Below are 23,535 nucleotides of genomic sequence, written 5' to 3'. Positions count from 1 at the left end.
CTGTTTCAGAGAGCGGTTTATCTGAGTTCAAATTGCTTAGGGTCTACCTTCTAAATCCCCCACTTGTAAGGAACCTCAAACCAAGAAAGTCTCGATTTTCAAAGTTCCTCAGAATGGGGGATTTAGGGGGCAGAAGTCGTTTTCAACGAAGCAAAATAAACTACGCAGCAGCCATCATGGTTTGCTTCGTCTCGGTAATCGCTTCCTTCAGCAGACCTTCAGCTTCATCGGTCAACACTTTCTGACCTTGAACGATTTCCACATACTTCGGCTTACCCGTCTTCAGATAGTCACGCAAGCTCTTCACAAACGTCGTTACCTTATCAACCGGGATATCATCCAAATATCCATTGATACCGGAGTAAATGACAGCAACTTGTTCCGCAACCGACAGCGGCGAGTATTGCGGCTGCTTCAGAATTTCACGTAGACGAACACCACGCGCCAATTGATTCTGAGTCGCTTTATCCAAGTCAGACGCGAACTGTGCGAATGCTTCCAATTCTGCAAACTGTGCAAGCTCCAGTTTCACCTTACCCGCAACTTTTTTCATCGCTTTGGTTTGTGCTGCCGAACCCACGCGCGATACCGAGATACCCGCGTTTACAGCAGGACGCAGACCCGCGTTGAACAAGTCAGACGACAAGAAGATTTGACCATCGGTAATCGAAATTACGTTAGTCGGAATATATGCCGAAACGTCACCTGCTTGAGTTTCGATGATCGGCAATGCAGTCATGCTACCGCCGCCCAATTCATCGCTGAGTTTCGCTGCACGTTCGAGCAAGCGGGAGTGAACGTAGAACACATCTCCCGGATAAGCTTCACGTCCCGGTGGACGACGCAGCAAGAGCGACATTTGACGGTAAGCCTGAGCTTGCTTCGACAAGTCATCATAGATAACTAAGGTTGCTTTGCCTTTGTACATGAAGTACTCAGCCAAAGCTGCACCCGTGTAAGGCGCGAAGTATTGCAGAGTTGCCGGATCGTTTGCGTTTGCAGCAACCACGATCGTATATTCCATCGCGCCCCGATCTTGCAGCACTTGCACAATGTTTGCCACGGTCGAAGCTTTTTGACCGATCGCAACATACACACAGATCACGTCTTCACCCTTTTGGTTCAGAATCGTGTCTACCGCAACCGAAGTCTTGCCGGTTTGACGGTCTCCGATAATCAACTCGCGCTGTCCCCGACCGATCGGAATCATGGAGTCGATCGCGGTAATGCCGGTTTGCATCGGTTCACAGACCGACTTCCGCGCAATGATGCCCGGAGCCATTGACTCGATCAGGCGAGTTTCGGTCGTATTGATGTCGCCTTTTCCGTCTAAAGGACGTGCCAGAGCATCGACTACGCGACCGATCATTGCCTCACCGACGGGAATTTGAGCAATCCGTCCGGTAGAAGTCACAGAGCTTCCTTCTTGGATGCTGCGACCGTCGGACATCAGTACCGCACCGACGTTATCTTCCTCCAGGTTCAACGCCATGCCGACGGAACCATCTTCAAACTGCACCAGTTCACCGGACATGCACTTATCCAACCCATAGATCCGCGCAATGCCGTCACCGACCTGCAACACGGTTCCGACGTTGGAAACTTTCACGCCTTGATCGTAACTTTCGATCTGTTGGCGAATAATATTGCTAATTTCGTCTGGTCTGATTGCTGCCATTGGAAACCTCTGTTAAAGGATGAGAAATGAAAGGAAAAAGGGAGTTAGTTTGAACTGCTCAAACGTAGCGTAATCCGTCGCAACTGACCGCGCAGACTCGCATCAATCACTTGTGAACCAACTTTGATGATCACACCACCGATCAATTCTGGATCGATCTTAGTTTCGATTTCGACTGAGTTCGCATTCGTCATTGCAATGACTTTCTCGCGAATCGCATTCTTCTGATCATCGTTCAGTTCAACCGTCGAAGTGACTTCTGCTAAAACAGCTTGCTTCAGCTTCCGGTACAGTCTTTGGTATTGCTGACAGATGCCTTCGAGAAACATCACGCGACGACGATCGACGAGCAACATGATGAAATTCCGCATGAACGGATGCACCGCATCACCGAACACCTGAGACAAAACTTCTCTCTTGAGATCGCCTTTTGCCAAAGGATTCGCGATAAAGTCCTTCAGGTCTTGTGAACCGTTCAATGTATCGAGAATGTTGCCAACATCTTCAGCAAAACGATCGGTGAGATCATTCGACTTTCCCAAAGACATCAACGCCTGAGCGTAGGGATCTAAAACTTCTGACCTTAAAATATTCTCTGCCATCGCTCTATCCCTCGCTCAATAACGCAATACTGCGATCGACTAACCGTTGCTGAGACTCATCATTCAAGCGTCCCGGCAATTCGCCTTCTGCGCGTTGCAGTGCTAGAGTTGCCACTCGCTGACGCAATTCATTAATGATACGCTCTTGCTCTGAAGACAAATCTGCGGCTGCGGTTTCACGCATCCGAACGATATCTTGTTCAGCTTTCGCCAAAATATCGTCGCTTGCTTTCTTCGCAGCAGCTTCCGCGTCAGAACGAATCTTTGCGGCTTCTTGTTGGGCTTGAGCAAGCTTCTGCTGTTGTTCAGCGAGCTTAGACGCAGCCGTCTTCTTGCGGGTTTCTGCTTCTGAAATCGCAGTCTCGATCGCGGTGCGACGTTCGGTCAAGGTTTTACCGAGGAAACCTCGTCCAAAGTAAACGACGATCGCAATCACGATGCTGAGGTTAATCAGGTTGGTTTCGAGGATATCGAAATTGAATCCGAAACCGCCCCCCTCTGCTTCTGCCAGTAAACTCACTCCGCTGGCGAGTCGCAAATATATTTCCATGACACTTATCCAAAACTGCGCGTGACTATCCCAAGTTCATTGGGCCCAAACCGGACGGGGAACTTAAAATTCATTGGGAGCCTTGATTAACCAGCAGCCTCGTTAAACTCCAGTTAGCAATTTATCTAGAATTTCACGGCTTAAGGCTTCAACCTGTTGTTCTAACGTTTGAAGCGCTTCTTGTTTTTGCTGGTCTAACTCCTTCTGAGTTTGTTCCCGCTGTTGTTGTGCTTCTTGTTGCGCCGCTGCAATTTTCTGTGCTGCGATTTGATTGGCTTCGGCTTGAGCTTGGGCGATCGTATTTTGATATGCCCGACGCGATGCTGCGAGTTCAGTTTCGTACTGCTTCGCTAACATTTCAGCCTTTGCCAACCGCTCTTTCGCATCTGCTTCACTGCCTCGAATAAAATCGTTACGATCTTCAACCACTTTAGTGAGCGGCTTGAAGAACACAGCGTTTAGCACTGCGACCAACAGTAAAAATTGCACCGCCATCAACGGCAGCGTTGCGTCAAAATCAAACATGATGAGGAGAAGAATGAAGATGAATAAGAAAGCGAGATCTGGAATGCCTTCCAGATCTCAGGCTTCATACTTATGCGAAGGGGTTCGCGAACAGCAATACCAGCGCGATCACAAGACCGTAGATGGTCAGCGATTCCATGAACGCGAGGGTCAGCAGCAAAGTACCCCGGATTTTTCCTTCTGCTTCAGGCTGACGAGCGATCCCTGCAACCGCTTCTCCCGAAGCGTTACCTTGACCGATACCAGGTCCGATTGCAGCAAGACCGATCGCAAGAGCAGCAGCGATTACAGAAGCAGCAGCAATGGTAGGATTCATAGTTCTTTCCTTTGAGTTGAATACGGTGAACAGATTGGGTCTACGGCGCGTGTTCTTCTTCGCCGTGACCTTCGAGTGCTTCATGAATGTAAGCACCCGCCAGAGTCGCAAACACGAGCGCCTGAATTGCACTGGTAAATAGACCCAGCAGCATCACAGGCAGGGGAACAAAGAGCGGCACTAGAAGCACCAATACACCAACCACCAACTCATCCGCCAAGATGTTGCCAAAAAGTCGGAAGCTGAGGGAAAGCGGCTTGGTGAAGTCCTCTAGAATCGCAATGGGCAGGAGAACCGGAGTCGGCTGAACGTACTTCGCAAAGTAGCCCAACCCTTTCTTACTGAAGCCTGCGTAGAAATAAGCCAGCGACACTAAGAGCGCTAAAGCAACGGTGGTGTTGATGTCGTTTGTTGGGGCAGCCAGCTCGCCTTCTGGTAATTTGATTAATTTCCAGGGAACGAGGGCACCCGACCAGTTGGAGGCAAAGATGAACAGAAACAGGGTGCCAACGAAGGGAACCCAGGGACGGTACTCTTTTTCGCCAAGCTGGTTTTTGGTCAACTCTCGCACAAACTCTAGCGCGTACTCCATCAAGTTCTGAACGCCTTTTGGAATGCGTTGCGGGTTGCGGGTTGCCAGCACCGAAGCGCCGACTAACAGCCCGATCACAATCCAGGAGACGATAAAAACCTGCCCATGAATCTTTAGATTGCCAATTTGCCAGTAGAGATGATGACCCACCTCTAGGTTGGCTAACGGTAAAATGTTGGGAGCGTCGAGGAAATTTAGCATTTCAGTTCAGGCGGCTTTTCCCAGATTCAAGGAGCAATATTTTTCTGCGAATTTCTATTACTTAACTCTGAGTTTGATCAGGCGTGAATAGAGTTCGCAAGGTGTACACGAGCAGCGTACCTTTATACGTGAGAAATCCCAGAAATACAGGTAACACATGGAGTTCTTTCATTTGGGTCGCGACAATAATCACTCCCGCAAAAATCGCTAAATGTGTTTTGCTAATCTGTTGTTTCTCGGTACCGAGGCGTTCTACGTTTCGTGCCAATAACTTTAAGTAAACCACACCTGTACACGCTCCAATTAAATAATTCAGAGCAGTGTTGAGCGAATAGAAATACCAGACGGGAAAGAAGATCAATCCGGTGAGGACAATGGTTGTAATTAACAACTCGTTTTGGAGTCGATAATATTCCACCATTGAGGCACTCGGCTCTGGTGTTTCTGTACCAGTGTGGATCGTTTCTTCCATAGCAGGCGCGGCTCCAAAGTTAGGTCTACATTGCCATGATAACGATCGAATTCGGTTGATATCCGAGCGATCCCGACAATGCTGAACCACGAGTCATCATATCATGTGGAGGTAATAATACTTAATGACTTTCGATAGGGCGATTTTTTTGATTCAGGATAAAAGAATTTCTAATCTGTCAATGATCAAAAGTGACTAGAGTGTGCTAAGTGTAACTTTTGTGATCCATAAGGTAACAAGCCTAACTCAGTATCAAGGATAATTCCTAGCCATGGGTATACAGCGACAATCTGAAGGAGAAAGCTAATTATGAAAAAAAGAGCAGGAACTACAAATTGTCCCCAATTGTAAATAGTAATTCGTTGAGAATCCAGCACCTTGCTGAGTGTGCCGAACAGAGTACTAACGAAAGCTCCTACGACTAATCCCGTAATGATTCCAAGTATGAGTGTAAAAAATATAAGAGCGAACTCCATGACTAAGACATTAATCGCTTTAATTATCGCCACAATCGTGAGTAGTAACGTAGGAGCGCTCCCACCGGCTGCTCCTAACCTAAGACTTAGTAAAGCAATTCTCCAAAATTGCTGATCGTCATACATTCATCGGACTCCGAGCCATGAGTTTCGTCAAGCTTACAGTACCTGTAGAGAAAATCGTTTGTGATCAATGCTTCTGATTAATTGGAAGTTGCTCGATCGAGTTCTCGTAATATAGAGGCATCCGCTTTTGATAAGGAATTCGCTTGTGAAATTTAGCGTAATGCTCGCTCGTGATGTAGATGGCGTTTAGATTGTCGAGTGTCCGAGTATTCTTGGGTACATAAGTCAGGGTGAGACCAAACGAGAAGCACTGGAAAATATTTAGAGATGCGATCGCAACGTGTTTAAGTAGACAAGCTTAATCAAAACCGATCCGCCCTCACCTTAACTCTCTTCCACAGGAGCTTGGGTGGACATGATAGCTTCTCCGGGAAGAGGGCTGAGTGAGAGTAGATTCAGGGTTGATTTAATCCACAATCCCTAATAGAAGAAACGCAAGAACTTTGTCGATCGACCGCTTCAAGCGGTATCCTGCATAAGACTGAAGAACTGAGAGCGAGTTAACTAAAACACAGTCACTCGTCTCTTGCTGATTGTGATACCGTGGGCGAACCGAAATCGTATGAAACCGTCTCTTAGATTACTGACTTTAGGTGTGGGAGTTTGGATGATCCTTGGATTGATCGGTGCGGCATTCGCCAATCCTGCCCGGACTCAAACCGATCCGGAACCTCCCACCTCCAATTTCACCCTAGCCGCAAGCCGCGACGCAGAGGGCGATCCAACGCCGCCGTTTACGATCACGCAAGCTCTTGCAACACGCAAGCCCAACCCCGCAAAACTCACGCTCAAGCCGCAGACGACCGCTCAAGGCGGATCGACTCCATCCCCTTCTGCACCCCTCCCTGCTCCAGCAGGATCGCCGCGCACTCCGAATCCCGCACCCGCCGCAACTCCCACTCCGACCACTCCGGCTCCAACCACGCCAGCAACCGGAGGAGCCAATCAACTCGTTCCTACCCCCGCCTCCCTCGACCCCTCGCCCAACCGCCTTCAGTTTCCTACCCAGCCCGGAGAAGTTCAAGTCCGAGCGACGCAGCCGATTACTCTCCAGCAAGCTTTAGAACTGGCAGAACGCAATAACCGCGATTTAGAAGTGGCGCGTTTACAAGTCGAGCAAAGCCGCGCCGCGATTCGTGAAGCCAGAGCAGGTAATTTTCCCACGCTCGGACTGACGGCAAACTTAACTCGATCGGGCAGTGTCTTCATCACGCAAGACACGCAGCAAAACAGTTTTCTCGATCAGCTTGGCGTTGATTCCGGCAACAGTGGTGCCACCCGTACCGCCTTCAGCACAGGCGCACAGCTCAACTACGACCTCTTCACATCAGGATTACGTCCTGCCCAGATCGAAGCCGCAGAGCGTCGATCGCGGGGCGCAGAACTCCAGCTTGAGCAAACTCGCGAAGACTTGCGCTTACAGGTATCGAACGATTATTACAGCCTGCAAAACGCAGATTCTCAAGTAGCAATCAACGAAGCAGCGGTTCGCAATGCTGAAGCAAACCTGCGAGATTCTAGAGCGCAGGAAACCGCAGGGCTAGGGACTCGATTCGACACGCTCAGAGCCGAAGTCAACTTAGCCAATGCGGCTCAGTTGTTACGCAACGCCCAAGCCAACCAAGAAATTGCGCGACGACAACTGGCACAGCGGCTTAGTTTAGCTGAAACGGCAACGCTCACCGCCGCTGATCCCGTGCAGCCTGCCGGGACTTGGACAATTCCGCTCGAAGACAGCATTGTTTTAGCGTACAAAAATCGGGCAGAGCTAGAACAGCAGCTTGTACAACGCGAAATTAGTCAAACGCAAATTCGAGCCGCCCGCGCCCAAAATGGCGTAACCCTAAGCCTTGTTGGGGCTTACAATTTTCAGCGATCGGACACCACCACTAGCTCCGCCCGCAATTCAGACAACTACAGTCTAGGACTGCAAGCCCGTTGGAACTTGTTTGACGGCGGCGCAACCAACGCCCAAATCGCTCAGCAAGAGCGCAACCGCGAAATTGCTGAAGCTCGATTTGCCCAAAACCGCAACCTGGTTCGTTTCCAAGTCGAGCAAGCCTTCGCCAACCTGCAAGCAAACCTAGCGAATATCAATACCACGCAGCAATCGGTAGCACAGGCAGAAGAAGCGCTGCGGCTGGCGATTTTGCGCTTTCAGGCAGGGGTTGGTACACAAACCGATCGCATTAGCGCAGAAGCAGCCCTGACCCAAGCCCAAGGCAACCGCGTTAGCGCCATCATCAACTACAACCTCGCGCTTGCCCAGCTCCGACGCGCCGTGAGTAACTTAAGTCCCTGAGCCATTTTGCTCAATTCTCGGCACAATAGTTCTGAGCCTTCTCGACCCACTGTTGTTCTCTCGACTCGTTTTATGACTCACTCTTTTTCTCATGCTGCTTTGATGATTCGGATTCTAATCCTGTCGGGGCTGATCGGGGTCAGTGGTATCGCCCGCGTTCAGGCGCAAACTCTCGATTCCAAGGCGAAGCAAAGCGCAGATCCAATTCCAACCGTAAACATTGAACCTGCCGTACCTGCGGCTCCGCCTAGCGGAGATGCCTTTATCGATCGCACCGATTACAGTTTGGGAGCAACCGAGCGCATCGAAACGCCTGCGGTGGTCGCAAAGCCATCTGCCCCCGTTGCTCCGCGTCGATATGAAGTGGCGGAAGCAGTGAGCGCAGCTCCCGTTGAAGTCGGCGGCTTTAACTTATCGTCTAGGGGAATTGAGTGGAATGCAGTGGCTCCCTCAAACCCGATCGGCTCCGCCTATAGCACTGTTCAAACCTATTTCAATCGCACGATTCGCCCGATCGGTCGAGTCGGCAACGGGGATTTGAAGCTCATTTTCCCCCTAGCGATTCCGTCTCCGATTACGTCGATTTTTGGCTGGCGGGTGCATCCGATTAGCGGTGATACGCGACTGCACACCGGAACAGATTTAGGTGCGCCACTGGGAACTCCGGTATTAGCAGCGCTGACAGGTCGGGTGATCATGGCGGAATTCTTTGGCGGATATGGGTTAGCCGTAGCGCTCGAACACAATGCGGGCGCACAGCAAACCCTTTACGCTCACTTGTCTGAGATTTTCGTCAAGCCTGGAGACATTGTGAAACAGGGTGCGGTCGTGGGACGAGTTGGCAGCACCGGAAACTCGACTGGGCCGCATTTGCACTTTGAAGTGCGGCAGCAAACCACAGACGGATGGGTGGCGCTGGATGCGGGAGCATCGCTAGAAACAGCGATGGCAGAATTGGTTAAGTCGATGCAAGTCGCTCAGAAACCGCAAACGCCCTAATCTTCACCTAATCTTCAACAGTGCCATCCGATCGAATCATGTCTTGGACGATCGCTGACTTCAGGAGTGCGCTACTCATCTCTGCGCGGGTAAAGTTGGCGCGAGTAAGGTCGGCGTAGCTCAGGTCAGCACGTCCAAGGTAAGCTTCGACTAAAACAGCATCGATCAACTGAGCGTGTTGAAGATTCGCACGGCTGAGATCAGCGTGATTTAATTTAGCGCGGGTAAGAGTTGTGTGAGTCAGTACAACTTTATGTAATTTGGCGTGATTCAGCGTGGCTTCGGTCAAGATTGCCGATCGCAGATCCGCTTGAGTGAGAATCGCTCGATTTAACTTCGCGTCTTTCAGGTTCGCGTGGCTCAAGTTGGCTTCGGTTAAATCAGCCTCCGTGAGAAACGCTCCGGTCAGGATTGCCTCACTGAGGCTGGCTTGGGTTAGCGTGGCTTGGCGTAGATTTGCTTCGCTTAAATTGGCTCCTGCGAGATTCGATCGACTTAAATCCGCTCCGGTTAGGTTCGCGCCTCGTAAATCCGCTCCCCGCAGATCTGCACCGCGTAACACCGCGCCTTCGTAGCTTCTTTTCTCTTCTCGAAAATTGGCTCCATGCAGATCCGCCCCGCGCAAATCAGCGCCGCTAAAGTTGGTGTTGCGTAAATCCGCACCGCTGAAATTGGCATCTACGATCGAGGCAAGCGAGAGATCGGCTCCCCGCAAATCAGCATCCTTGAGGATTGCACCATGTAGATCGGCATCGCGCAAATTGGCATTGAGCAGAGTTGCTTGGCTTAGGTTTGCACCACTCAAGCTGGCATGAGTAAGATTGGCGCGAGTTAAGGTGGCGCGATTGAGATAGGCAAAGGTCAAGACTGCGTGATTTAAGTCGGCTTGGGTGAGATTAGCGCCGATCAGATCTGCGTAAGTGAGATCAATGCCTGCAAAGTTTTTGCCAATAAACTCTAATTCTCCCGCGTCGTATCGTTGCAGCAATTCTTGAGCATTCATGGCGAAGCAAGCTTTTGAAGATCCTCAGTCCTAGTTTGCCCGTTGCGATCTCTTTGTTTCACAAGCTGGGCTGGGTGGAGCTTGCGAGAGTCGCATCTGCAACGCTACTGGCTCTCAGTGAGACCAAAAGGGTTTGACGCAAAGTGTAGTAACTTGATTTGAGCGATCGCGTCAAAACAGGCACGATTTCTAAATAAGTCTCTGGCTCTTTAAGCTGGCTAGCTTTGTGAATTAGAAGCTGCTGAAATTCGTCGATCGTTTCTACTTGAGTCAAACTCGTTCTCAGCAATCCATCTAAACTATAAAGCTTGAGGTTTGACCAGTCTTGGGGACAGAATTCAAACACATAATAGACCGCTGAAAATAAAAGGATTTTTGCTTTCAACGGGTTTGTGTATTTCAAAATTTCTCGACGCACATCGAACAGATCAATCCGTTCTGCTTGAGCAGGTTCAGAGCCTGAATTTTTTTTTCCATAAAAAGGTTCCACTTCGCGCAGAATAATCTCTGCAACTAGCGAATACTCGGCCGGTTTATTCAGCGTTTTGACGATCGTACTCAAGCCCGGTCGTAAGTCTTCTAGAGTGGGATAACGTTGCATCAACTCGTTCAGCAACTCTGCTGTTGATACCTGGTCGATCACGCATGAATTCGCCTCCCAATATCGCCGGCAAGTATAGATTAATAGCTTTTTAATCCGGCTGATATTGACATCTTGATCTAATGTCGTCGCTCGCGTTGAAGCAGTAACGATCGTGGTGGCATCTTGGGCATAAGCTCGTTCTAAAATGGAGAGAATAATCTGCCCGATCAAAGCATATTCAGCCGATTTATTCAGCGTTCCGATTTGATACGTTAAGCGCGATCGTAGCTGTGCGAACGTCGGATAGGCTTGTCTCACTTCTTCTATCAGCGAATACCAACTCAGTGCATCGAGACGAGTGCAATCGCCCTCCCATTGATCACGACAGAGATAAAACAGCAGCTTTTGGATGCGGACGGCGTTTGGATTGTGTTGAAGTTCGCCAATCACATTGAGAATTGCACTCGGTAGTGTCGCTCCGATGGGGGTAATCGATTCGCGCATCGTCTTGGTTAACTCTTCGGGGCTAGAGTTCCCCAATGGCTCGAAGAGTTAACCCGCATCACCATCGCTTTATAATGGTGATCTTTGATTAAACACGCGCATTCATATGGCTAACCTATACACGGTTGAAATTCGGCATCAAGGGCAGACTCACATCATCGAAGTTCCCGAAGACCGCACTATTCTGGACGTTGCTAACAACGAGAAAGGCTTAGAGCTGCCAGTATCTTGTACAGCAGGGGTCTGTACAACCTGTGCCGCATTGATTACAGAAGGAACTGTCGATCAAAGTGAGGGAATGGGTGTCAGTCCTGATCTGCAAACTCAAGGTTATACGCTGCTTTGCGTCGCTTATCCTCGATCGAACATCAAGCTTGAAACCGAAAAAGAAGAAACCGTTTATCAAAAACAATTCGGACAGCAAGGATGATTACGGATTTCATTACGATCGAGCTAACCCTTCCAGGTTCTGTTGGCGAACTGCATCACTCGATCGAGCAGCAGTTACGCGCTTTCGGAGAGCCGTTACGTTGGGCAATTACGCGAGTGAATTCGCAAACCGTTGAAATTGAAGCAGTCGTCACTCGTGAATAAACCGTACACTGTCGGATTGATTGTTCCAACCGGAATCGGAGCCGCGATCGGCGGGTATGCAGGCGATGCGTTGCCTGTTGCTCGTGCGATCGCTGAAGTTGCCGATCGCTTGATCACGCACCCCAATGTCCTGAATGGGGCACAGCTTTACTGGAATCTGCCGAATGCTCTCTATGTTGAAGGCTATGGTTTAGATCAGTTTGCAGCGGGGCATTGGGGCGTATTGCCGCAAGCCTCGAACCGAATTGGATTGATTCTCGATCGGGCGATCGAACCTGATCTACAACTCAGACATCTACAGGTTGCAGATGCGGCTAGGGCGACGTTGGGACTCAATTTAACAGACTATGTTGTGACGGATCAACCGTTGAATGTAGAGCTGAGAACAGCGAAATCGGGGGCAACTTGGGGAACGATCGGACATCCCGATAGCTTGCTCAGAGCGGCTGAAAAATTGATTGATCAAGCAGGAGCGACTGCGATCGCGGTTGTAGCTCGATTTCCTGATGATCCGAGCAGTGAGGCTTTGCAGGATTATAGATACGGTCAAGGCGTGGATCATTTAGCTGGAGCAGAGGCGGTAATCAGTCATTTGATTGTTCGCACCTTCCGAGTGCCTTGCGCTCATGCACCTGCGTTGTCTCCATTGCCGATTGATCCGAACTTATCACCGCGATCGGCTGCTGAAGAACTCGGTTATACCTTTCTGCCTTGTGTGTTAGTTGGACTGAGCCGCGCCCCCCAGTTTACGGAATTTCCGAATGCTCATGCGATTTGGGCGGATCAGATGAATGCGCTGGTAATTCCGGCATCGGCGGCAGGAGGCAGTGCAATCTTAAGTTTGAGCCAGTCTAAAACGCGAATTATTGCAGTTGAGGACAATCAAACAAAATTACAGGTTCGACCGGAAGCACTGGGAATTCGATCGATGATCGTAAAGTCTTATCTCGAAGCGATCGGGGTGCTAATCTGCGATCGCGCGGGGATCAATCCTGCTGCTTTGAGTCCAGAAATTTCTTCACTTCGCCCTTTAGATCGATCGCAATTTTTGGGGGTGGAACGCCCTAGTATCCTTTCTGAGTCTTGAGTTATATTCAAGGCTCAGTTAGAAATAAGCGCGGTAAGACTCCAGTGGCAGAACAAATCCCTGATACACCCGAAATGCAGCCGCTCACCCGCATCCAAGTTCTGATTGCGATGGGTGTGACTGCTGTTGTTTTATTAGTTGTCTCTAAAGTTTGGTTGCACTTCAGCGCAGTGCCGCTGCTTGCGGTGCGATTTTCGGTGCAATCGCTACTACAAGGGATTGGATTGGGAATTGGAATTTCGGTTGCGAGTGCGATCGTCTACCGCATCTGGGCGGAATACCGTAGAAGTGCAAATGAATATCTGACGCTGGTGATAAAGCCGCTGCTACTTCCGGACATTCTCTGGCTGGGACTGCTCCCTGGATTAAGCGAAGAATTATTATTTCGGGGTGTGATGCTGCCGGAGATTGGGCTGGATTTTGTAGGCGTTCTGCTCTCTAGTCTTTGCTTTGGAGTGCTGCACATGAGCAATTTGAAGCAATGGTCGTATGTGGTCTGGGCATCGATCGTCGGGATTGCGCTGGGAATGAGTGCGGTTTGGACAGAGAACTTATTAGTTCCGATCGTGGCGCACGTTCTAACGAATCTGATTTCTGGAGCGTTTTGGAAGTTGAGCGATCGGGCTTCAAAAATATGATCATCAAAAAAGCCCAGTTCCATTGAAGAACTGAGCTTTTTAATTTGGTGGCGGGGCATGGATTTGAACCATGGACCTTCGGGTTATGAGCCCGACGAGCTACCAGACTGCTCTACCCCGCGTCGAATTCCCAACTCGTCTAGTATAACCATAACTCCCCGAAAGTTGCAATACCTAATTTAAAGCGAGAAGATAGAGAAGTTCTGTTCGAGCCAATTTTAGAGAATCTAGTCATGGCAACTTGGCGCTGCGTCAAATATTGTGGAGCTTGCTGCAATCTCGATCCGAGCGATCGACCCGATTTAGAAGACTACCTCAACCCCGAAGAACTCCACCTTTATCTCAGCATGGTCGGCGAAGATGGCTGGTGCGTCAATTTCGACAAGATTACCCGCGAATGCAGCATTTATGAAGATCGCCCCCGCTTCTGTCGCGTTACGCCGGAGACGTTCGAGGAAATGTTTGGGGTTGAGCCAGAAGCAGTGAACGATTTCGCGATCGACTGCTGCCGTGAACAAATTGAAGGCGTTTATGGCGATCGCAGTCTAGAGCTGCTGAAATTCGAGCGAGAGATCGGTCTCTAGCAAAAATTTGCAAATCCGAGTATAGTGACAGATAATGAAAAGAAAATGAAAACAGCTTCATGTCTTCCAACCTACCCGTTACAGAAACCAGAGAACTGCTGATTCTCGAACAGACTCAACCCGCGAAAGCAAAGTCTTCCTTTCTTAGCGTGTTTGGCTCGACGTTTATCACCATTTTTCTTGCAGAACTCGGAGACAAAACACAGCTTGCAACGCTACTGATGAGCGCCCAATCTCACGCTCCCTGGGTCGTGTTTGCGGGAGCGGCTTCTGCGCTGGTTGCAACCAGCTTGGTCGGGGTTCTTGTCGGGCGCTGGCTGTGTCAGAATATCTCTCCGAAAACCTTAGAGAAGGCAACAGGCGGAATTCTGCTTTTGGTCGCGGCGCTGTTGGTTCTAGACGTAGTGAGGATGTAGACAATGGACTGGCAACTGATTGGAATTAGTTTTGTCACTGTGTTTCTCGCGGAGCTAGGCGATAAGAGTCAACTTGCAGCGATCGCGCTCAGCAGTAATTGTAATAATTCCGCAAAAGCAATCTTCTTTGGAACTGTGACAGCGCTGATTCTTGCGAGTTTGATTGGGGTCGTGCTGGGTGAAGGCACAGCACACTTATTACCCACGAAGTGGACAAAGATTATTGCCGCGATCGGCTTTGTGATTCTAGCGGTTCGATTGTTATGGTTTAGCGGCACCGAAGAAGAAGCCGCAAAATAACAAGGAAAAAGCCTCCAATGCTGGAGGCTTTTTTTAATGGAGTTCACCGCATCCAAACTTGTTAAAATTCGCGCTTCAGCAGCCAGCTGCCTGCAAGCAACTTAGACGCTTCCAGCACCCAATAGGCGACATGAAGCTGATTCATTCCTGCTGGAATGTGAGCGGGTTCAAACCAGTTCAGGTTTAATCCGAGCGAACTCATTTGCGGGGATAGAAAATAAGTGCAAGCGATCGTAATTGCAAATAAAGCACCTGCCAGCACCGTTGAAATGGGTGCATTCTCGGATTGTTGCCGGACTAATACCGCCGTCAAAACAAAGGCAGCACACAGCAACTCTAAACGATTAAATATCCAAAAAATTCCATATCCAGCCGTTGCAAAGTCAGCTTGCGACATCATTCCAGCCGCAAAAAGGCTTGGCATGATCACAAAATCAAGCAATATGCTACTGCTGATCCAGAATGATAAAGCGAGCACTAAACTTTTGTGCCAACTAATAGACTTGAAATCGGCTCTTGAAACGATCGCCATCGCCTAAACCTATGCTTGAAATGTTCTAAATTCAGACTAACAAATCCCCCTGTAAGCAGTTGGCATGGATAGAAAACTTAGCAAATGATTCGATTTAACAATAAAGGGTCTAGCTCATAAAAACTAGACCCTTTATTCAAATGAAAGTAATGTGAATCGAGGTGGGCTAAAATCCTGCAACATCCAAACTGAAGAGATACAAATTCCTCCTTGATATCTAACAGTACGAACTTAATCAGCAACGTATCGAAATCATTGAGACATTCAGTTGCAGGTGCTTTGAGGCGGGAGACACAGTTCTCAAAGCGGTGGTGTGGAGATTGAGGAGATATCTCTCTGTGTCTACGTTTAAATTAGCATTCCTAACCGAGCGTGGAGCACCCTTTTAATAGTTAAAGACCGAAGTTAATACAAGTTAATCTTGTCTTAAACTGAGTACAAATTCGGCTCTAAGTCCGATCGATTACACTAGAATTATTAGCCTGAAAATTCTTTTATGAAAAGCCACCTTGCTCGTCACTTTGTTGTCTCGCTGGGAATTTTCTTAGGTTCGATGGTCTCCAGCGTGGCGCTTCCGACCCAAGCTGTTCAAGTTCGCGGCACCAGCTATTTCACGTCTCCGCCTCGACTGGTTGGCGCTTCCACCACTCAGAATTATGTTTATGCGTGGAGCGTGACGTATTATTTTACGCTGGATGTCCCAGAGAATGCGGGAGAACCTTTGCAAAGAGTGACGATCGCCCAAAATGAGGGTGTGGATCGGGTTCGTTTTAATCTCAAAGACACCGAAGCCTTCGAGGGCGATCGCAACTCAAACCGCAAAATCGGCTTAGGAGAAGTCACTCAGGATGACAAAACCAGAGCGATCACGGTGAATTTCAATCCGCCTGTTGCACCCGGAAAACGAGTGACGATCGCGCTTGAGCCGTACCAAAATCCAGCTTATGGGGGCGTTTACCTGTTTGGAGTGACTGCCTTTCCGCAAGGGGAACCTGCTTACGGTCAGTTTCTTGGCTTTGGGCGGATTTCGATCTACGAGAGCCATCATTCGCTATTCCGCTTTAGCCCCTTCTTCCGGCACTAGCCAAAGGTTGCACTGTTCCAGCCCCACATATAACCTTTTGCATCTGCAAACTCGATGTAGATGCGATCGACAGGGACATTCAAGGACTGCTGAATTTGCTGACAAAAATCCTGGCTCATTGATTTCGTTTGGTCTGGGGTCATTGAGCCAACGCTTTTGATTTCGATATAGCAGGTTGGATCAGTTGTGCCGCCAAAGGTCATGGGTACGCCGGACTCAAATGCTGTCATTACATAGGATTCTGGCTTGCGGGTGTGGTTTGCGAGGGCGGCAGACAGATGCTTGAGTAGGTCAGTGACTTGGCTTGAATCGGGATTCGCGATCGAGGTTTGAACTTTGATTAATGGCATTGTTAAGGGTCTCGAACTTAATGAGAGCATTGTAATGCCCGTGCCACTTGTGGAACAGGAACAGTCCCTCAAAAAGTGAAGGTATCACTCGTCATACTGAAGATAAGCGGTGTTCAGAGTCTCTAGGAGTGAATATGATGCAAGCTTCTCTACGGTGGTCAATTTTTCCGACTGCGATCGCAGCCGTTTTAGCAATATCCGGTATGGCTGCGGGTCAAATGGTGTCAGTTTCACCGAATACGCAGCCGATTATGCTCAATGGAACATCTGGTGGCACAAAGAAAGATTCTAGCTGTGCCGGATTTACTTCCGATCAGCCAAATCACACCGTCCAGGTTACGGCGGATAGTAATTTGAGGTTTACCCTGCAAGGAAGTGGTCAACCGACTTTATTAATTACTGGAGCGCAAGGACAGGCGTTTTGTGTTCAAGCCGATCGCTTATCGAATGGCAAGGTCGAAATACCGGGACGCTGGACTAGAGGAACTTACTCGGTATTCGTGGGTGATCGCGCACAAGGTCAGAATCCTTACACTTTATCGATCGCTCCACAATAGCGAGCGATTAGCGGGTGATTTTAGAGCATTTGAAAAGCCAGAAGTGAAACTTCACCTCTGGCTTTTTGATTAAGGCAAATCAGTTTCGCCCATGAGATAGAGATCGCATTCTCGTGCGGCTCCTCGACCTTCGTTAAATGCCCAGACGACTAGGCTTTGTCCGCGTCGGCAATCTCCCGCAGCAAACACACCCGGAATGGTAGTTGTGTATTTGCCGTATTTGGATTTGATGTTGCTGCGACTATCGCGATCGAGTCCCATTGCATCGAGTAACGGTTGCTCAGGGCCTAAGAATCCCATTGCGAGTAGAACGAGTTGCGCGGGAATGATCTTTTCAGTTCCTGGAATGTGCTTCGGAATGAATTGTCCTTGCTCGTTGCGCTCCCACTCTACCTCAACGGTATGAATGGCTTTGACGTTGCCGCTTTCATCGCCTTCAAATCGGGTTGCGGTTCTTAGATAAGCACGCGGATCAGAGCCGAATTTTGCAGCAGCTTCTTCTTGTCCGTAGTCCATTTTGTAGACTTTGGGATATTCGGGCCAAGGATTGTTGGCAGCGCGTTCTTCGGGTGGCTTTGGCAGAATTTCTAGCTGTACCACGCTATTACAACCATGCCGAATTGAAGTCCCGACACAATCGGTTCCGGTATCACCGCCGCCAATGATCACCACGTCTTTTCCTTGGGCGGAAAGTGCTGGATCAGCTTGGTCTAAAACCGCTTGAGTGTTTGCGGTGAGAAAGTCCATTGCAAAGTGAACACCTCCCAGTTGACGACCTTCGATCGACAAGTCACGCGGCTTAGTCGCTCCGGTACACAATACGACCGCATCAAAGTTTTTCAACAGATCCTCAGTCGTTACATCCTTACCAATTTCTGTATTGCAGACAAATTTCACGCCCTCGGCTTCGAGCACGTTCAATCGCCGCATCACGACGTTTTCTTTGTCGAGCTTCATGTTAGGAATGCCGTACATCAGCAATCCACCCGGACGATCGGCCCGTTCAAACACGGTGACCCAATGTCCTGCTTTGTTCAATTGAGCCGCAGCAGACAATCCGGCAGGGCCGGAACCGACGATCGCGATCTTTTTCCCGGTGCGCTTTTGTGGCGGTTCAGGAGTGATCCAGCCTTCATTCCAGCCTTTTTCAGCGATCGAGTATTCAATGTTCTTAATCGTCACAGGCGGATTGTGAATGCCTAACACACAAGCACCCTCACAAGGAGCAGGACACACTCGCCCCGTGAATTCAGGGAAATTGTTGGTTTTGTGTAAGCGATCGAGCGCTTCTTTCCACAGTCCGCGATAGATCAGATCATTCCATTCAGGAATCAGATTGTTGATCGGGCAACCGCTTGCCATGCCGCTGATCACGGTTCCGGTATGACAGAACGGAATGCCGCAATCCATACAGCGTGCGCCCTGAGTGCGAAGATTCTCTTCGGGCATCGGCAAATGAAACTCATCCCAGTTGCGGGTGCGATCGATCGGGGAAAGTTCCGAGGGCAGTTCACGCAGAAATTCGATAAATCCAGTTGGTTTTCCCATAATTCAAGAATGATTGTGTTTCATAATTCGGTAGAGACGCGATTAATCGCGTCTCTACGATGTCAATTCAAAATCGCGTTTGTCCGATCGGGCGATGCGATCCTCCGTATCCAATGCGGCTCAATCAGCCCCCGCCAACCCGCGCTACATCCCGCGCATTTTCTTCAAACGCAGCCGTCAGTGCATCATCGCCGCTCAGCCCCGATTGTTCCGCCCGTTTCAGCGCCTGTAGAACCCGCTTATAGTCCCTCGGCATCACCTTCACAAAGCGCGATCGTACTTCCTCCCATTGCTCCAACAGTTCTTTGGCTTTGTGACTATGAGTTAGCGTTGCGTGATTTTGAATCATTTGACGCACGATCGCAATGTCTTCTGGATCGTCAAATGCTTCTATTGCAACCATTTGAGTGTTACACCGAGTTGCAAAATCGCCCGCTTCATCATAGATGTAAGCAGTTCCGCCACTCATTCCGGCTGCAAAGTTGCGTCCGGTTTTTCCAAGCACGACTACTGTACCGCCTGTCATATATTCGCAGCCATGATCACCGACCCCTTCAACGACTGTCTTGACCCCAGAGTTGCGAACACAGAACCGTTCACCTGCAATGCCGCTAATGTAAGCTTCCCCTTGGGTTGCACCATAGAAGGCAACATTTCCGACAATGATGTTTTCTGAGGCATTGAAGCTTGATTCGATCGGCGGATAAACAACAATCTTTCCACCGCTCAATCCTTTACCTACATAATCGTTAGCATCTCCTTCGAGTTCTAGCGTCACGCCTTTCGGTACGAATGCCCCAAAGCTTTGTCCCGCACTTCCTTTGAAGTGGAGATGCACTGTATCTTCAGGAAGTCCATTCCAGTGCCGTTTGGTGATTTCGTTACCGAGGATTGTTCCTACCACACGATTGATGTTCTGAATCGGCAAGGTTGCTTTAACGGGTGTACCCTGTTCGATCGCATCTTTGCACAGATCCAACAGCACCGTCATATCGAGCGATTTTTCTAAACCGTGATCTTGAGAAATCTGACAGTACAATCCCACCGCCGGATCAACATTCGGCTGATAGAGAATCTTCGAGAAGTCTAAGCCTTTTGCTTTCCAGTGGTCGATCGCTTGTTTCGGTTCTAAAACATCAGTGCGTCCCACCATTTCGTTCAGCGTGCGGAATCCAAGTTGTGCCATCAGTTCCCGCACTTCTTGAGCAATAAACCTCATGAAGTTTTCGGTGTACTGGGGATCGCCTGTGAAGCTCTCGCGCAGATGTGGATCTTGAGTTGCAATCCCAACTGGACAAGTGTTCAGGTGACAAACGCGCATCATAATACAGCCGAGTGTGACCAGTGGTGCGGTTGCAAATCCGAACTCTTCTGCGCCGAGTAATGCAGCCATCACTACATCGCGTCCGGTTTTCATCTGTCCATCAGTTTCAACTACGATGCGCGATCGTAGATTGTTCAAGACTAATGTTTGATGCGTTTCAGCTAACCCTAACTCCCAAGGTAAACCTGCGTGTTTGATCGAAGTTTGCGGTGATGCTCCCGTTCCGCCATCGTAGCCAGAGATTAACACCACATCGGCGTGGGCTTTCGCGACTCCCGCCGCAATCGTTCCAACTCCGACTTCTGAAACAAGTTTGACGCTGATTCGCGCTGCTCGGTTCGCATTCTTCAGGTCATGGATCAGTTCGGCGAGATCTTCGATCGAATAGATGTCATGGTGTGGAGGTGGCGAAATCAAACCGACCCCTGGGGTTGAATGTCGAACTTTCGCAATCCAGGGATAGACCTTGCGGCCCGGTAACTGTCCGCCTTCTCCGGGTTTCGCGCCTTGTGCCATCTTGATCTGGAGTTCTTTTGCCTGAGAGAGATACAAGCTTGTGACCCCAAAGCGACCCGATGCCACTTGTTTGATCGCACTGTTCTTAGAATCACCGCGATCGTTTGTCCAGGTATAACGATCGGGATCTTCGCCGCCTTCTCCAGTGTTGGACTTACCGCCGATGCGGTTCATGGCGATCGCCAAAGCTTCGTGCGCTTCTTTTGAAATCGATCCATAGCTCATGGCACCTGTTTTGAAGCGGCTCATAATCGCTTCGATCGGTTCAACTTCTTCAAGTGGAATCGATTGACGATCTTTGAACTGAAGCAGTCCGCGTAAAGTAAAGTGCTGCTGGTTCTGTTCATTCACTAAAGCTGCGTATTGTTTGAACAGATCATAGCTGCCTTCGCGGACGGCTTTTTGTAAGGTGTGAATCGTTTGGGGGCTGAATAGGTGGGCTTCCCCTTCCTTGCGCCATTGATATTCGCCACCGACATCGAGCGTGTGTCCGTTCGTTTGACGCTCCGGAAACGCATGATGATGACGCAACAATGCTTCTTTGGTGATTACTTCTAAATCAGCTCCTTCTACACGAGAAGCAGTCCAAGTGAAATATCGATCGATCACCGAATGATTTAAGCCGATCGCTTCAAAGATTTGTGCACCTCGATAGCTTTGAATCGTTGAAATCCCAATCTTAGACGCAACTTTGATCACGCCTTTGGTAATGGCTTTGATGTAGTTTTTACAAGCGGTTTTGTAGTCTACGCCGACCATTGAACCTTGAGCAATCATTGAACCGATCGTTTCAAATGCCAGATACGGATTGATTGCACCGCAGCCATAACCGATCAACATAGCAAAGTGATGAACTTCACGCGGTTCACCGGATTCAAGCACTAAGCCGACCTTTGTTCTTGTGCCTGCTCGGATCAAATGATGGTGCAATCCAGACACAGCGAGAAGTGCAGGAATCGGAGCTTGCTCAGCATTCACACTCCGATCGCTCAAAATCAAAATATTCACACCCGATTCAATTGCTTGATCGGCTTGCTTGCACAGATCCACGATCGTTTGCTCTAACCCAGTCACACCAGATTTCGGATCAAACACGATCGGCAGCACGATTGTGCTAAACCCTTGTTCATTGATGTGTTTAAGCTTTGCTAACTCTTCATTGCTGAGAATTGGCGTTTTTAGCTCGATCAAATGACAGCTTTTGGGTTCAGGCTTGAGTAAGTTGCGCTCTGATCCGATCGTCGTTTCTGCTGAGGTAATGATTTCTTCGCGAATTGAATCGATCGGCGGATTTGTCACCTGAGCAAACAACTGTTTGAAATAGTCATACAGCAGCTTCGGTCGATCCGAAAGCACGGCTAACGGCGTATCGGCTCCCATTGCTCCGGTTGCTTCTACACCATCTCGCGCCATTGGGGTCAGCAACAATCGCAACTCTTCAAACGTATAGCCAAAAGCGAGTTGACGCTGAATCACTGTGTTGGGATCAGTCTGTGGTAGTTCTGGTGCATCTTTGAAATCTGCCAGACTGACCATATGCTGATCTAACCATTCTTGGTACGGATGAGCAGTGCTGATCTCTTGCTTAATCTCTTCATCCGAAACAATCCGCCCTTGCTCCATATCCACCAAGAACATTCGTCCCGGCTCCAAGCGTCCTTTCTGGACAATATTTTCTGGTGCAATAGGTAGCACACCTGCTTCCGATGCCATGATCACAAAATCATCTTTCGTGACATAGTAGCGCGACGGGCGCAAACCATTGCGATCGAGTACCGCCCCCATCATCCGACCATCGGTAAACGCGATCGAGGCCGGCCCATCCCAGGGTTCCATCAAACAAGAATGATATTTGTAGAACGCTTTGCGCTCCGAATTCATCGATTCATGCGCTGTCCAGGGTTCTGGAATCATCATCATCACCGCATGAGGCAGCGATCGACCCGATAATGTCAATAGTTCTAAAGCATTATCAAAAATCGTGGAATCACTGCCATCAATGTTAATAACAGGCTGAGCTTTTCTTAAATCGTCACCAAACAATTCGGATTCAAACAAGGCTTGTCGAGCATTCATCCAATTGATGTTGCCGCGCAAGGTGTTGATTTCGCCATTGTGAGCAATGTAGCGGTAAGGGTGCGATCGCTCCCAGCTTGGAAAAGTATTTGTACTAAAGCGGGAATGCACCAAGCCTAAAGCACTTTCGACAGCCGGATCGCTCAAATCCGGATAATATTCATTGACCTGCAACGGCATTAACATGCCTTTGTAAACGATCGTTCGGCAAGAAATACTGGCAGGATACCAATAACTATCGATACCCGGAGTCCGGATTGCACTGTGCGATCGCTTACGAATCACATACAGCTTTCGTTCAAACGCTAGATCGTCCGTTAAATCAGCAGCACGCCCGATAAAGGCTTGCTGCATAAAGGGTTCGCTCGACTTTGCGGTTTCGCCTAGCGTCGAATTGTTCGTCGGTACATCGCGCCAACCTAGAACCGTTTGTCCTTCTTCTGCCACAGTCTGTTCAAACACCCGCCGACCTTGTTCACGCGCAGCACGATCGGGAGACGAATAAATCATTGCAACGCCGTACTGTCCGGCATCCGGCAGAACGATATTCAACTCCGCTGCAACTCTTTGAAAAAATCGATGCGGCACCTGCATTAGAATGCCTGCTCCGTCTCCCGTGTTCGTTTCCGCACCGCAAGCCCCTCGATGCTCCAAATTCGCCAAAATCGTCAGCGCTTGCCGCACGATCGCATGAGACGCTTTTCCCTTCATCTGCACAATAAACCCGACTCCGCAGGCATCATGCTCGAACTGCGGATCATACAAACCCTGCTTCGCTGGCAGTCCGTATCTAGTCATTATCATTACCCTATTCAGTGGCAGAGAGCGCGACGGCTAGAGTTCCGGTGAAGATATCTCTAGTTCTCTTGAAATTCTCTTACACACTTCCGAAATACCCCAAAGGTCTTAAGGAAATCGTCAGATCTGAAGAAGAGAATATTCAAGTCTCTTTCTTTATCGTGATGGAGTTTCGATCGTCTGTGCTTACTGTTAATTAAAT

At 49.2% G+C, this 23,535-nt stretch carries 23 protein-coding genes, 1 tRNA gene and 2 pseudogenes; 12 read left to right on the top strand and 14 right to left on the bottom strand.

The annotated features are described in order from the left end of the window. Positions 1 to 160: 160 nt before the first annotated feature. The 7 genes from atpA to NC981_RS18775 all read right to left on the bottom strand — a co-directional run bounded on the left by atpA (position 161) and on the right by NC981_RS18775 (position 4,936). Entirely contained in the window at positions 161 to 1,678 is a 1,518-nt protein-coding gene (gene atpA, locus NC981_RS18805) for a F0F1 ATP synthase subunit alpha (RefSeq protein ID WP_190378325.1), read from the bottom strand. A gap of 44 nt (positions 1,679 to 1,722) precedes the next feature. Continuing rightward, positions 1,723 to 2,280, bottom strand: a complete 558-nt coding sequence (gene atpH / locus NC981_RS18800) for an ATP synthase F1 subunit delta (RefSeq protein WP_348244341.1) — start codon at positions 2,278 to 2,280, stop codon at positions 1,723 to 1,725. A gap of 4 nt (positions 2,281 to 2,284) precedes the next feature. Next, a complete protein-coding gene (locus NC981_RS18795; protein WP_348244340.1) occupies positions 2,285 to 2,830 on the bottom strand; it encodes a F0F1 ATP synthase subunit B in 546 nt (181 codons plus the stop codon). A 102-nt stretch (positions 2,831 to 2,932) separates the two neighbouring features. Continuing rightward, positions 2,933 to 3,355: a F0F1 ATP synthase subunit B' gene (locus NC981_RS18790; RefSeq protein WP_348244339.1), complete on the bottom strand. Its 423-nt coding sequence runs from the start codon at positions 3,353 to 3,355 to the stop codon at positions 2,933 to 2,935. 70 nt (positions 3,356 to 3,425) lie between these two features. Continuing rightward, positions 3,426 to 3,671 carry an ATP synthase F0 subunit C gene (gene atpE, locus NC981_RS18785; RefSeq protein ID WP_348244338.1) on the bottom strand — a complete coding sequence of 82 codons (246 nt, stop codon included), beginning with the start codon at positions 3,669 to 3,671 and terminating at the stop codon, positions 3,426 to 3,428. A gap of 40 nt (positions 3,672 to 3,711) precedes the next feature. Next, on the bottom strand, positions 3,712 to 4,464 hold the full coding sequence (gene atpB, locus NC981_RS18780; protein WP_348244337.1) for a F0F1 ATP synthase subunit A: 753 nt from the start codon (positions 4,462 to 4,464) through the stop codon (positions 3,712 to 3,714). A 61-nt stretch (positions 4,465 to 4,525) separates the two neighbouring features. Continuing rightward, on the bottom strand, positions 4,526 to 4,936 hold the full coding sequence (locus NC981_RS18775) for an ATP synthase subunit I (protein ID WP_348244336.1): 411 nt from the start codon (positions 4,934 to 4,936) through the stop codon (positions 4,526 to 4,528). A 792-nt stretch (positions 4,937 to 5,728) separates the two neighbouring features. Here NC981_RS18775 and NC981_RS18770 point away from each other — a divergent pair. The 3 genes and pseudogenes from NC981_RS18770 to NC981_RS18760 form a co-directional block, all read left to right on the top strand. Further along, positions 5,729 to 5,840 (top strand): annotated as a pseudogene (locus NC981_RS18770) (type II toxin-antitoxin system HicB family antitoxin). Between the two features lie 260 nt (positions 5,841 to 6,100). Further along, positions 6,101 to 7,840: a TolC family protein gene (locus NC981_RS18765; RefSeq protein ID WP_348244335.1), complete on the top strand. Its 1,740-nt coding sequence runs from the start codon at positions 6,101 to 6,103 to the stop codon at positions 7,838 to 7,840. 543 nt (positions 7,841 to 8,383) lie between these two features. Then, a pseudogene (locus tag NC981_RS18760) lies at positions 8,384 to 8,839 on the top strand (M23 family metallopeptidase); the annotation flags it as partial. A 7-nt stretch (positions 8,840 to 8,846) separates the two neighbouring features. On the opposite strand, the gene NC981_RS18755 reads toward NC981_RS18760, so the two are convergent. Together NC981_RS18755 and NC981_RS18750 are read right to left on the bottom strand one after the other, a co-directional pair. Then, on the bottom strand, positions 8,847 to 9,842 hold the full coding sequence (locus tag NC981_RS18755) for a pentapeptide repeat-containing protein (RefSeq protein ID WP_348244334.1): 996 nt from the start codon (positions 9,840 to 9,842) through the stop codon (positions 8,847 to 8,849). 58 nt (positions 9,843 to 9,900) lie between these two features. Next, positions 9,901 to 10,929 (bottom strand): hypothetical protein, encoded by a 1,029-nt coding sequence (locus tag NC981_RS18750; RefSeq protein ID WP_348244333.1) that lies wholly within the window; start codon positions 10,927 to 10,929, stop codon positions 9,901 to 9,903. A gap of 106 nt (positions 10,930 to 11,035) precedes the next feature. Here NC981_RS18750 and NC981_RS18745 point away from each other — a divergent pair, with 106 nt between their 5' ends. From NC981_RS18745 to NC981_RS18730, 4 genes are read left to right on the top strand one after another with little or no spacing between them, the layout of a single operon-like run. Then, positions 11,036 to 11,359 (top strand): 2Fe-2S iron-sulfur cluster-binding protein, encoded by a 324-nt coding sequence (locus tag NC981_RS18745; RefSeq protein ID WP_190378336.1) that lies wholly within the window; start codon positions 11,036 to 11,038, stop codon positions 11,357 to 11,359. Beyond that, a complete protein-coding gene (locus NC981_RS18740) occupies positions 11,356 to 11,523 on the top strand; it encodes a hypothetical protein (protein WP_190378337.1) in 168 nt (55 codons plus the stop codon). Before NC981_RS18745 ends, NC981_RS18740 begins: the two co-directional genes overlap by 4 nt. Continuing rightward, complete coding sequence (locus tag NC981_RS18735; RefSeq protein WP_348244332.1) at positions 11,516 to 12,610, top strand: DUF3326 domain-containing protein; 1,095 nt, start codon at positions 11,516 to 11,518, stop codon at positions 12,608 to 12,610. Before NC981_RS18740 ends, NC981_RS18735 begins: the two co-directional genes overlap by 8 nt. A gap of 44 nt (positions 12,611 to 12,654) precedes the next feature. After that, positions 12,655 to 13,248, top strand: coding sequence for a CPBP family intramembrane glutamic endopeptidase (locus NC981_RS18730; protein ID WP_348244331.1), 594 nt, complete (start codon positions 12,655 to 12,657; stop codon positions 13,246 to 13,248). 45 nt (positions 13,249 to 13,293) lie between these two features. On the opposite strand, the gene NC981_RS18725 is transcribed toward NC981_RS18730, so the two are convergent. Beyond that, positions 13,294 to 13,370: transfer RNA gene (locus NC981_RS18725), tRNA-Met, on the bottom strand. A gap of 111 nt (positions 13,371 to 13,481) precedes the next feature. Between NC981_RS18725 and NC981_RS18720 the strand changes: the two genes are divergently transcribed. From NC981_RS18720 to NC981_RS18710, 3 genes are read left to right on the top strand one after another with little or no spacing between them, the layout of a single operon-like run. Further along, the gene (locus NC981_RS18720) at positions 13,482 to 13,832 is read left to right on the top strand and encodes a YkgJ family cysteine cluster protein (RefSeq protein ID WP_348244330.1); all 351 of its coding nucleotides are present in this window, start codon (positions 13,482 to 13,484) and stop codon (positions 13,830 to 13,832) included. Positions 13,833 to 13,891: 59 nt separating this feature from the next. Beyond that, on the top strand, positions 13,892 to 14,248 hold the full coding sequence (locus tag NC981_RS18715) for a TMEM165/GDT1 family protein (protein WP_190378341.1): 357 nt from the start codon (positions 13,892 to 13,894) through the stop codon (positions 14,246 to 14,248). Positions 14,249 to 14,251: 3 nt separating this feature from the next. After that, positions 14,252 to 14,548 carry a TMEM165/GDT1 family protein gene (locus NC981_RS18710; RefSeq protein ID WP_190378342.1) on the top strand — a complete coding sequence of 99 codons (297 nt, stop codon included), beginning with the start codon at positions 14,252 to 14,254 and terminating at the stop codon, positions 14,546 to 14,548. A gap of 61 nt (positions 14,549 to 14,609) precedes the next feature. On the opposite strand, the gene NC981_RS18705 is transcribed toward NC981_RS18710, so the two are convergent. Then, a complete protein-coding gene (locus NC981_RS18705; RefSeq protein WP_190378343.1) occupies positions 14,610 to 15,080 on the bottom strand; it encodes a DUF4149 domain-containing protein in 471 nt (156 codons plus the stop codon). Between the two features lie 553 nt (positions 15,081 to 15,633). Here NC981_RS18705 and NC981_RS18700 point away from each other — a divergent pair. Then, positions 15,634 to 16,164, top strand: a complete 531-nt coding sequence (locus NC981_RS18700; protein WP_190378443.1) for a DUF2808 domain-containing protein — start codon at positions 15,634 to 15,636, stop codon at positions 16,162 to 16,164. On the opposite strand, the gene NC981_RS18695 is transcribed toward NC981_RS18700, so the two are convergent. Then, positions 16,161 to 16,514, bottom strand: coding sequence for a phenylpyruvate tautomerase MIF-related protein (locus NC981_RS18695; RefSeq protein WP_190378344.1), 354 nt, complete (start codon positions 16,512 to 16,514; stop codon positions 16,161 to 16,163). The genes NC981_RS18700 and NC981_RS18695 overlap by 4 nt on opposite strands. A gap of 137 nt (positions 16,515 to 16,651) precedes the next feature. Here NC981_RS18695 and NC981_RS18690 point away from each other — a divergent pair, with 137 nt between their 5' ends. After that, positions 16,652 to 17,071 (top strand): hypothetical protein, encoded by a 420-nt coding sequence (locus NC981_RS18690; RefSeq protein WP_348244329.1) that lies wholly within the window; start codon positions 16,652 to 16,654, stop codon positions 17,069 to 17,071. Between the two features lie 69 nt (positions 17,072 to 17,140). On the opposite strand, the gene gltD is transcribed toward NC981_RS18690, so the two are convergent. Together gltD and gltB are read right to left on the bottom strand one after the other, a co-directional pair. After that, a complete protein-coding gene (gene gltD / locus NC981_RS18685; RefSeq protein WP_348244328.1) occupies positions 17,141 to 18,619 on the bottom strand; it encodes a glutamate synthase small subunit in 1,479 nt (492 codons plus the stop codon). Positions 18,620 to 18,743: 124 nt separating this feature from the next. Then, positions 18,744 to 23,333, bottom strand: coding sequence for a glutamate synthase large subunit (gene gltB / locus NC981_RS18680; RefSeq protein WP_348244327.1), 4,590 nt, complete (start codon positions 23,331 to 23,333; stop codon positions 18,744 to 18,746). Between the last annotated feature and the right edge of the window lie 202 nt (positions 23,334 to 23,535).

The sequence above is a fragment of the Leptolyngbya sp. DQ-M1 genome, assembly GCF_039962505.1.
Taxonomy (GTDB): Bacteria; Cyanobacteriota; Cyanobacteriia; order Leptolyngbyales; family Leptolyngbyaceae; genus Leptolyngbya.
The sequence above is the reverse complement of the archived record's forward strand: the minus strand, read 5'-3'. Positions and strand labels throughout refer to the sequence as shown.

Bases quoted from the DNA above. Each gene is read 5' to 3' on its own strand.
- atpA (WP_190378325.1), bottom strand. From the start codon at position 1,678: ATGGCAGCAATCAGACCAGACGAAATTAGCAATATTATTCGCCAACAG.
- atpH (WP_348244341.1), bottom strand. From the start codon at position 2,280: ATGGCAGAGAATATTTTAAGGTCAGAAGTTTTAGATCCCTACGCTCAG.
- NC981_RS18795 (WP_348244340.1), bottom strand. From the start codon at position 2,830: ATGGAAATATATTTGCGACTCGCCAGCGGAGTGAGTTTACTGGCAGAA.
- NC981_RS18790 (WP_348244339.1), bottom strand. From the start codon at position 3,355: ATGTTTGATTTTGACGCAACGCTGCCGTTGATGGCGGTGCAATTTTTA.
- atpE (WP_348244338.1), bottom strand. From the start codon at position 3,671: ATGAATCCTACCATTGCTGCTGCTTCTGTAATCGCTGCTGCTCTTGCG.
- atpB (WP_348244337.1), bottom strand. From the start codon at position 4,464: ATGCTAAATTTCCTCGACGCTCCCAACATTTTACCGTTAGCCAACCTA.
- NC981_RS18775 (WP_348244336.1), bottom strand. From the start codon at position 4,936: ATGGAAGAAACGATCCACACTGGTACAGAAACACCAGAGCCGAGTGCC.
- NC981_RS18765 (WP_348244335.1), top strand. From the start codon at position 6,101: ATGAAACCGTCTCTTAGATTACTGACTTTAGGTGTGGGAGTTTGGATG.
- NC981_RS18755 (WP_348244334.1), bottom strand. From the start codon at position 9,842: ATGAATGCTCAAGAATTGCTGCAACGATACGACGCGGGAGAATTAGAG.
- NC981_RS18750 (WP_348244333.1), bottom strand. From the start codon at position 10,929: ATGCGCGAATCGATTACCCCCATCGGAGCGACACTACCGAGTGCAATT.
- NC981_RS18745 (WP_190378336.1), top strand. From the start codon at position 11,036: ATGGCTAACCTATACACGGTTGAAATTCGGCATCAAGGGCAGACTCAC.
- NC981_RS18740 (WP_190378337.1), top strand. From the start codon at position 11,356: ATGATTACGGATTTCATTACGATCGAGCTAACCCTTCCAGGTTCTGTT.
- NC981_RS18720 (WP_348244330.1), top strand. From the start codon at position 13,482: ATGGCAACTTGGCGCTGCGTCAAATATTGTGGAGCTTGCTGCAATCTC.
- NC981_RS18715 (WP_190378341.1), top strand. From the start codon at position 13,892: ATGTCTTCCAACCTACCCGTTACAGAAACCAGAGAACTGCTGATTCTC.
- NC981_RS18710 (WP_190378342.1), top strand. From the start codon at position 14,252: ATGGACTGGCAACTGATTGGAATTAGTTTTGTCACTGTGTTTCTCGCG.
- NC981_RS18705 (WP_190378343.1), bottom strand. From the start codon at position 15,080: ATGGCGATCGTTTCAAGAGCCGATTTCAAGTCTATTAGTTGGCACAAA.
- NC981_RS18700 (WP_190378443.1), top strand. From the start codon at position 15,634: ATGGTCTCCAGCGTGGCGCTTCCGACCCAAGCTGTTCAAGTTCGCGGC.
- NC981_RS18695 (WP_190378344.1), bottom strand. From the start codon at position 16,514: ATGCCATTAATCAAAGTTCAAACCTCGATCGCGAATCCCGATTCAAGC.
- NC981_RS18690 (WP_348244329.1), top strand. From the start codon at position 16,652: ATGCAAGCTTCTCTACGGTGGTCAATTTTTCCGACTGCGATCGCAGCC.
- gltD (WP_348244328.1), bottom strand. From the start codon at position 18,619: ATGGGAAAACCAACTGGATTTATCGAATTTCTGCGTGAACTGCCCTCG.
- gltB (WP_348244327.1), bottom strand. From the start codon at position 23,333: ATGACTAGATACGGACTGCCAGCGAAGCAGGGTTTGTATGATCCGCAG.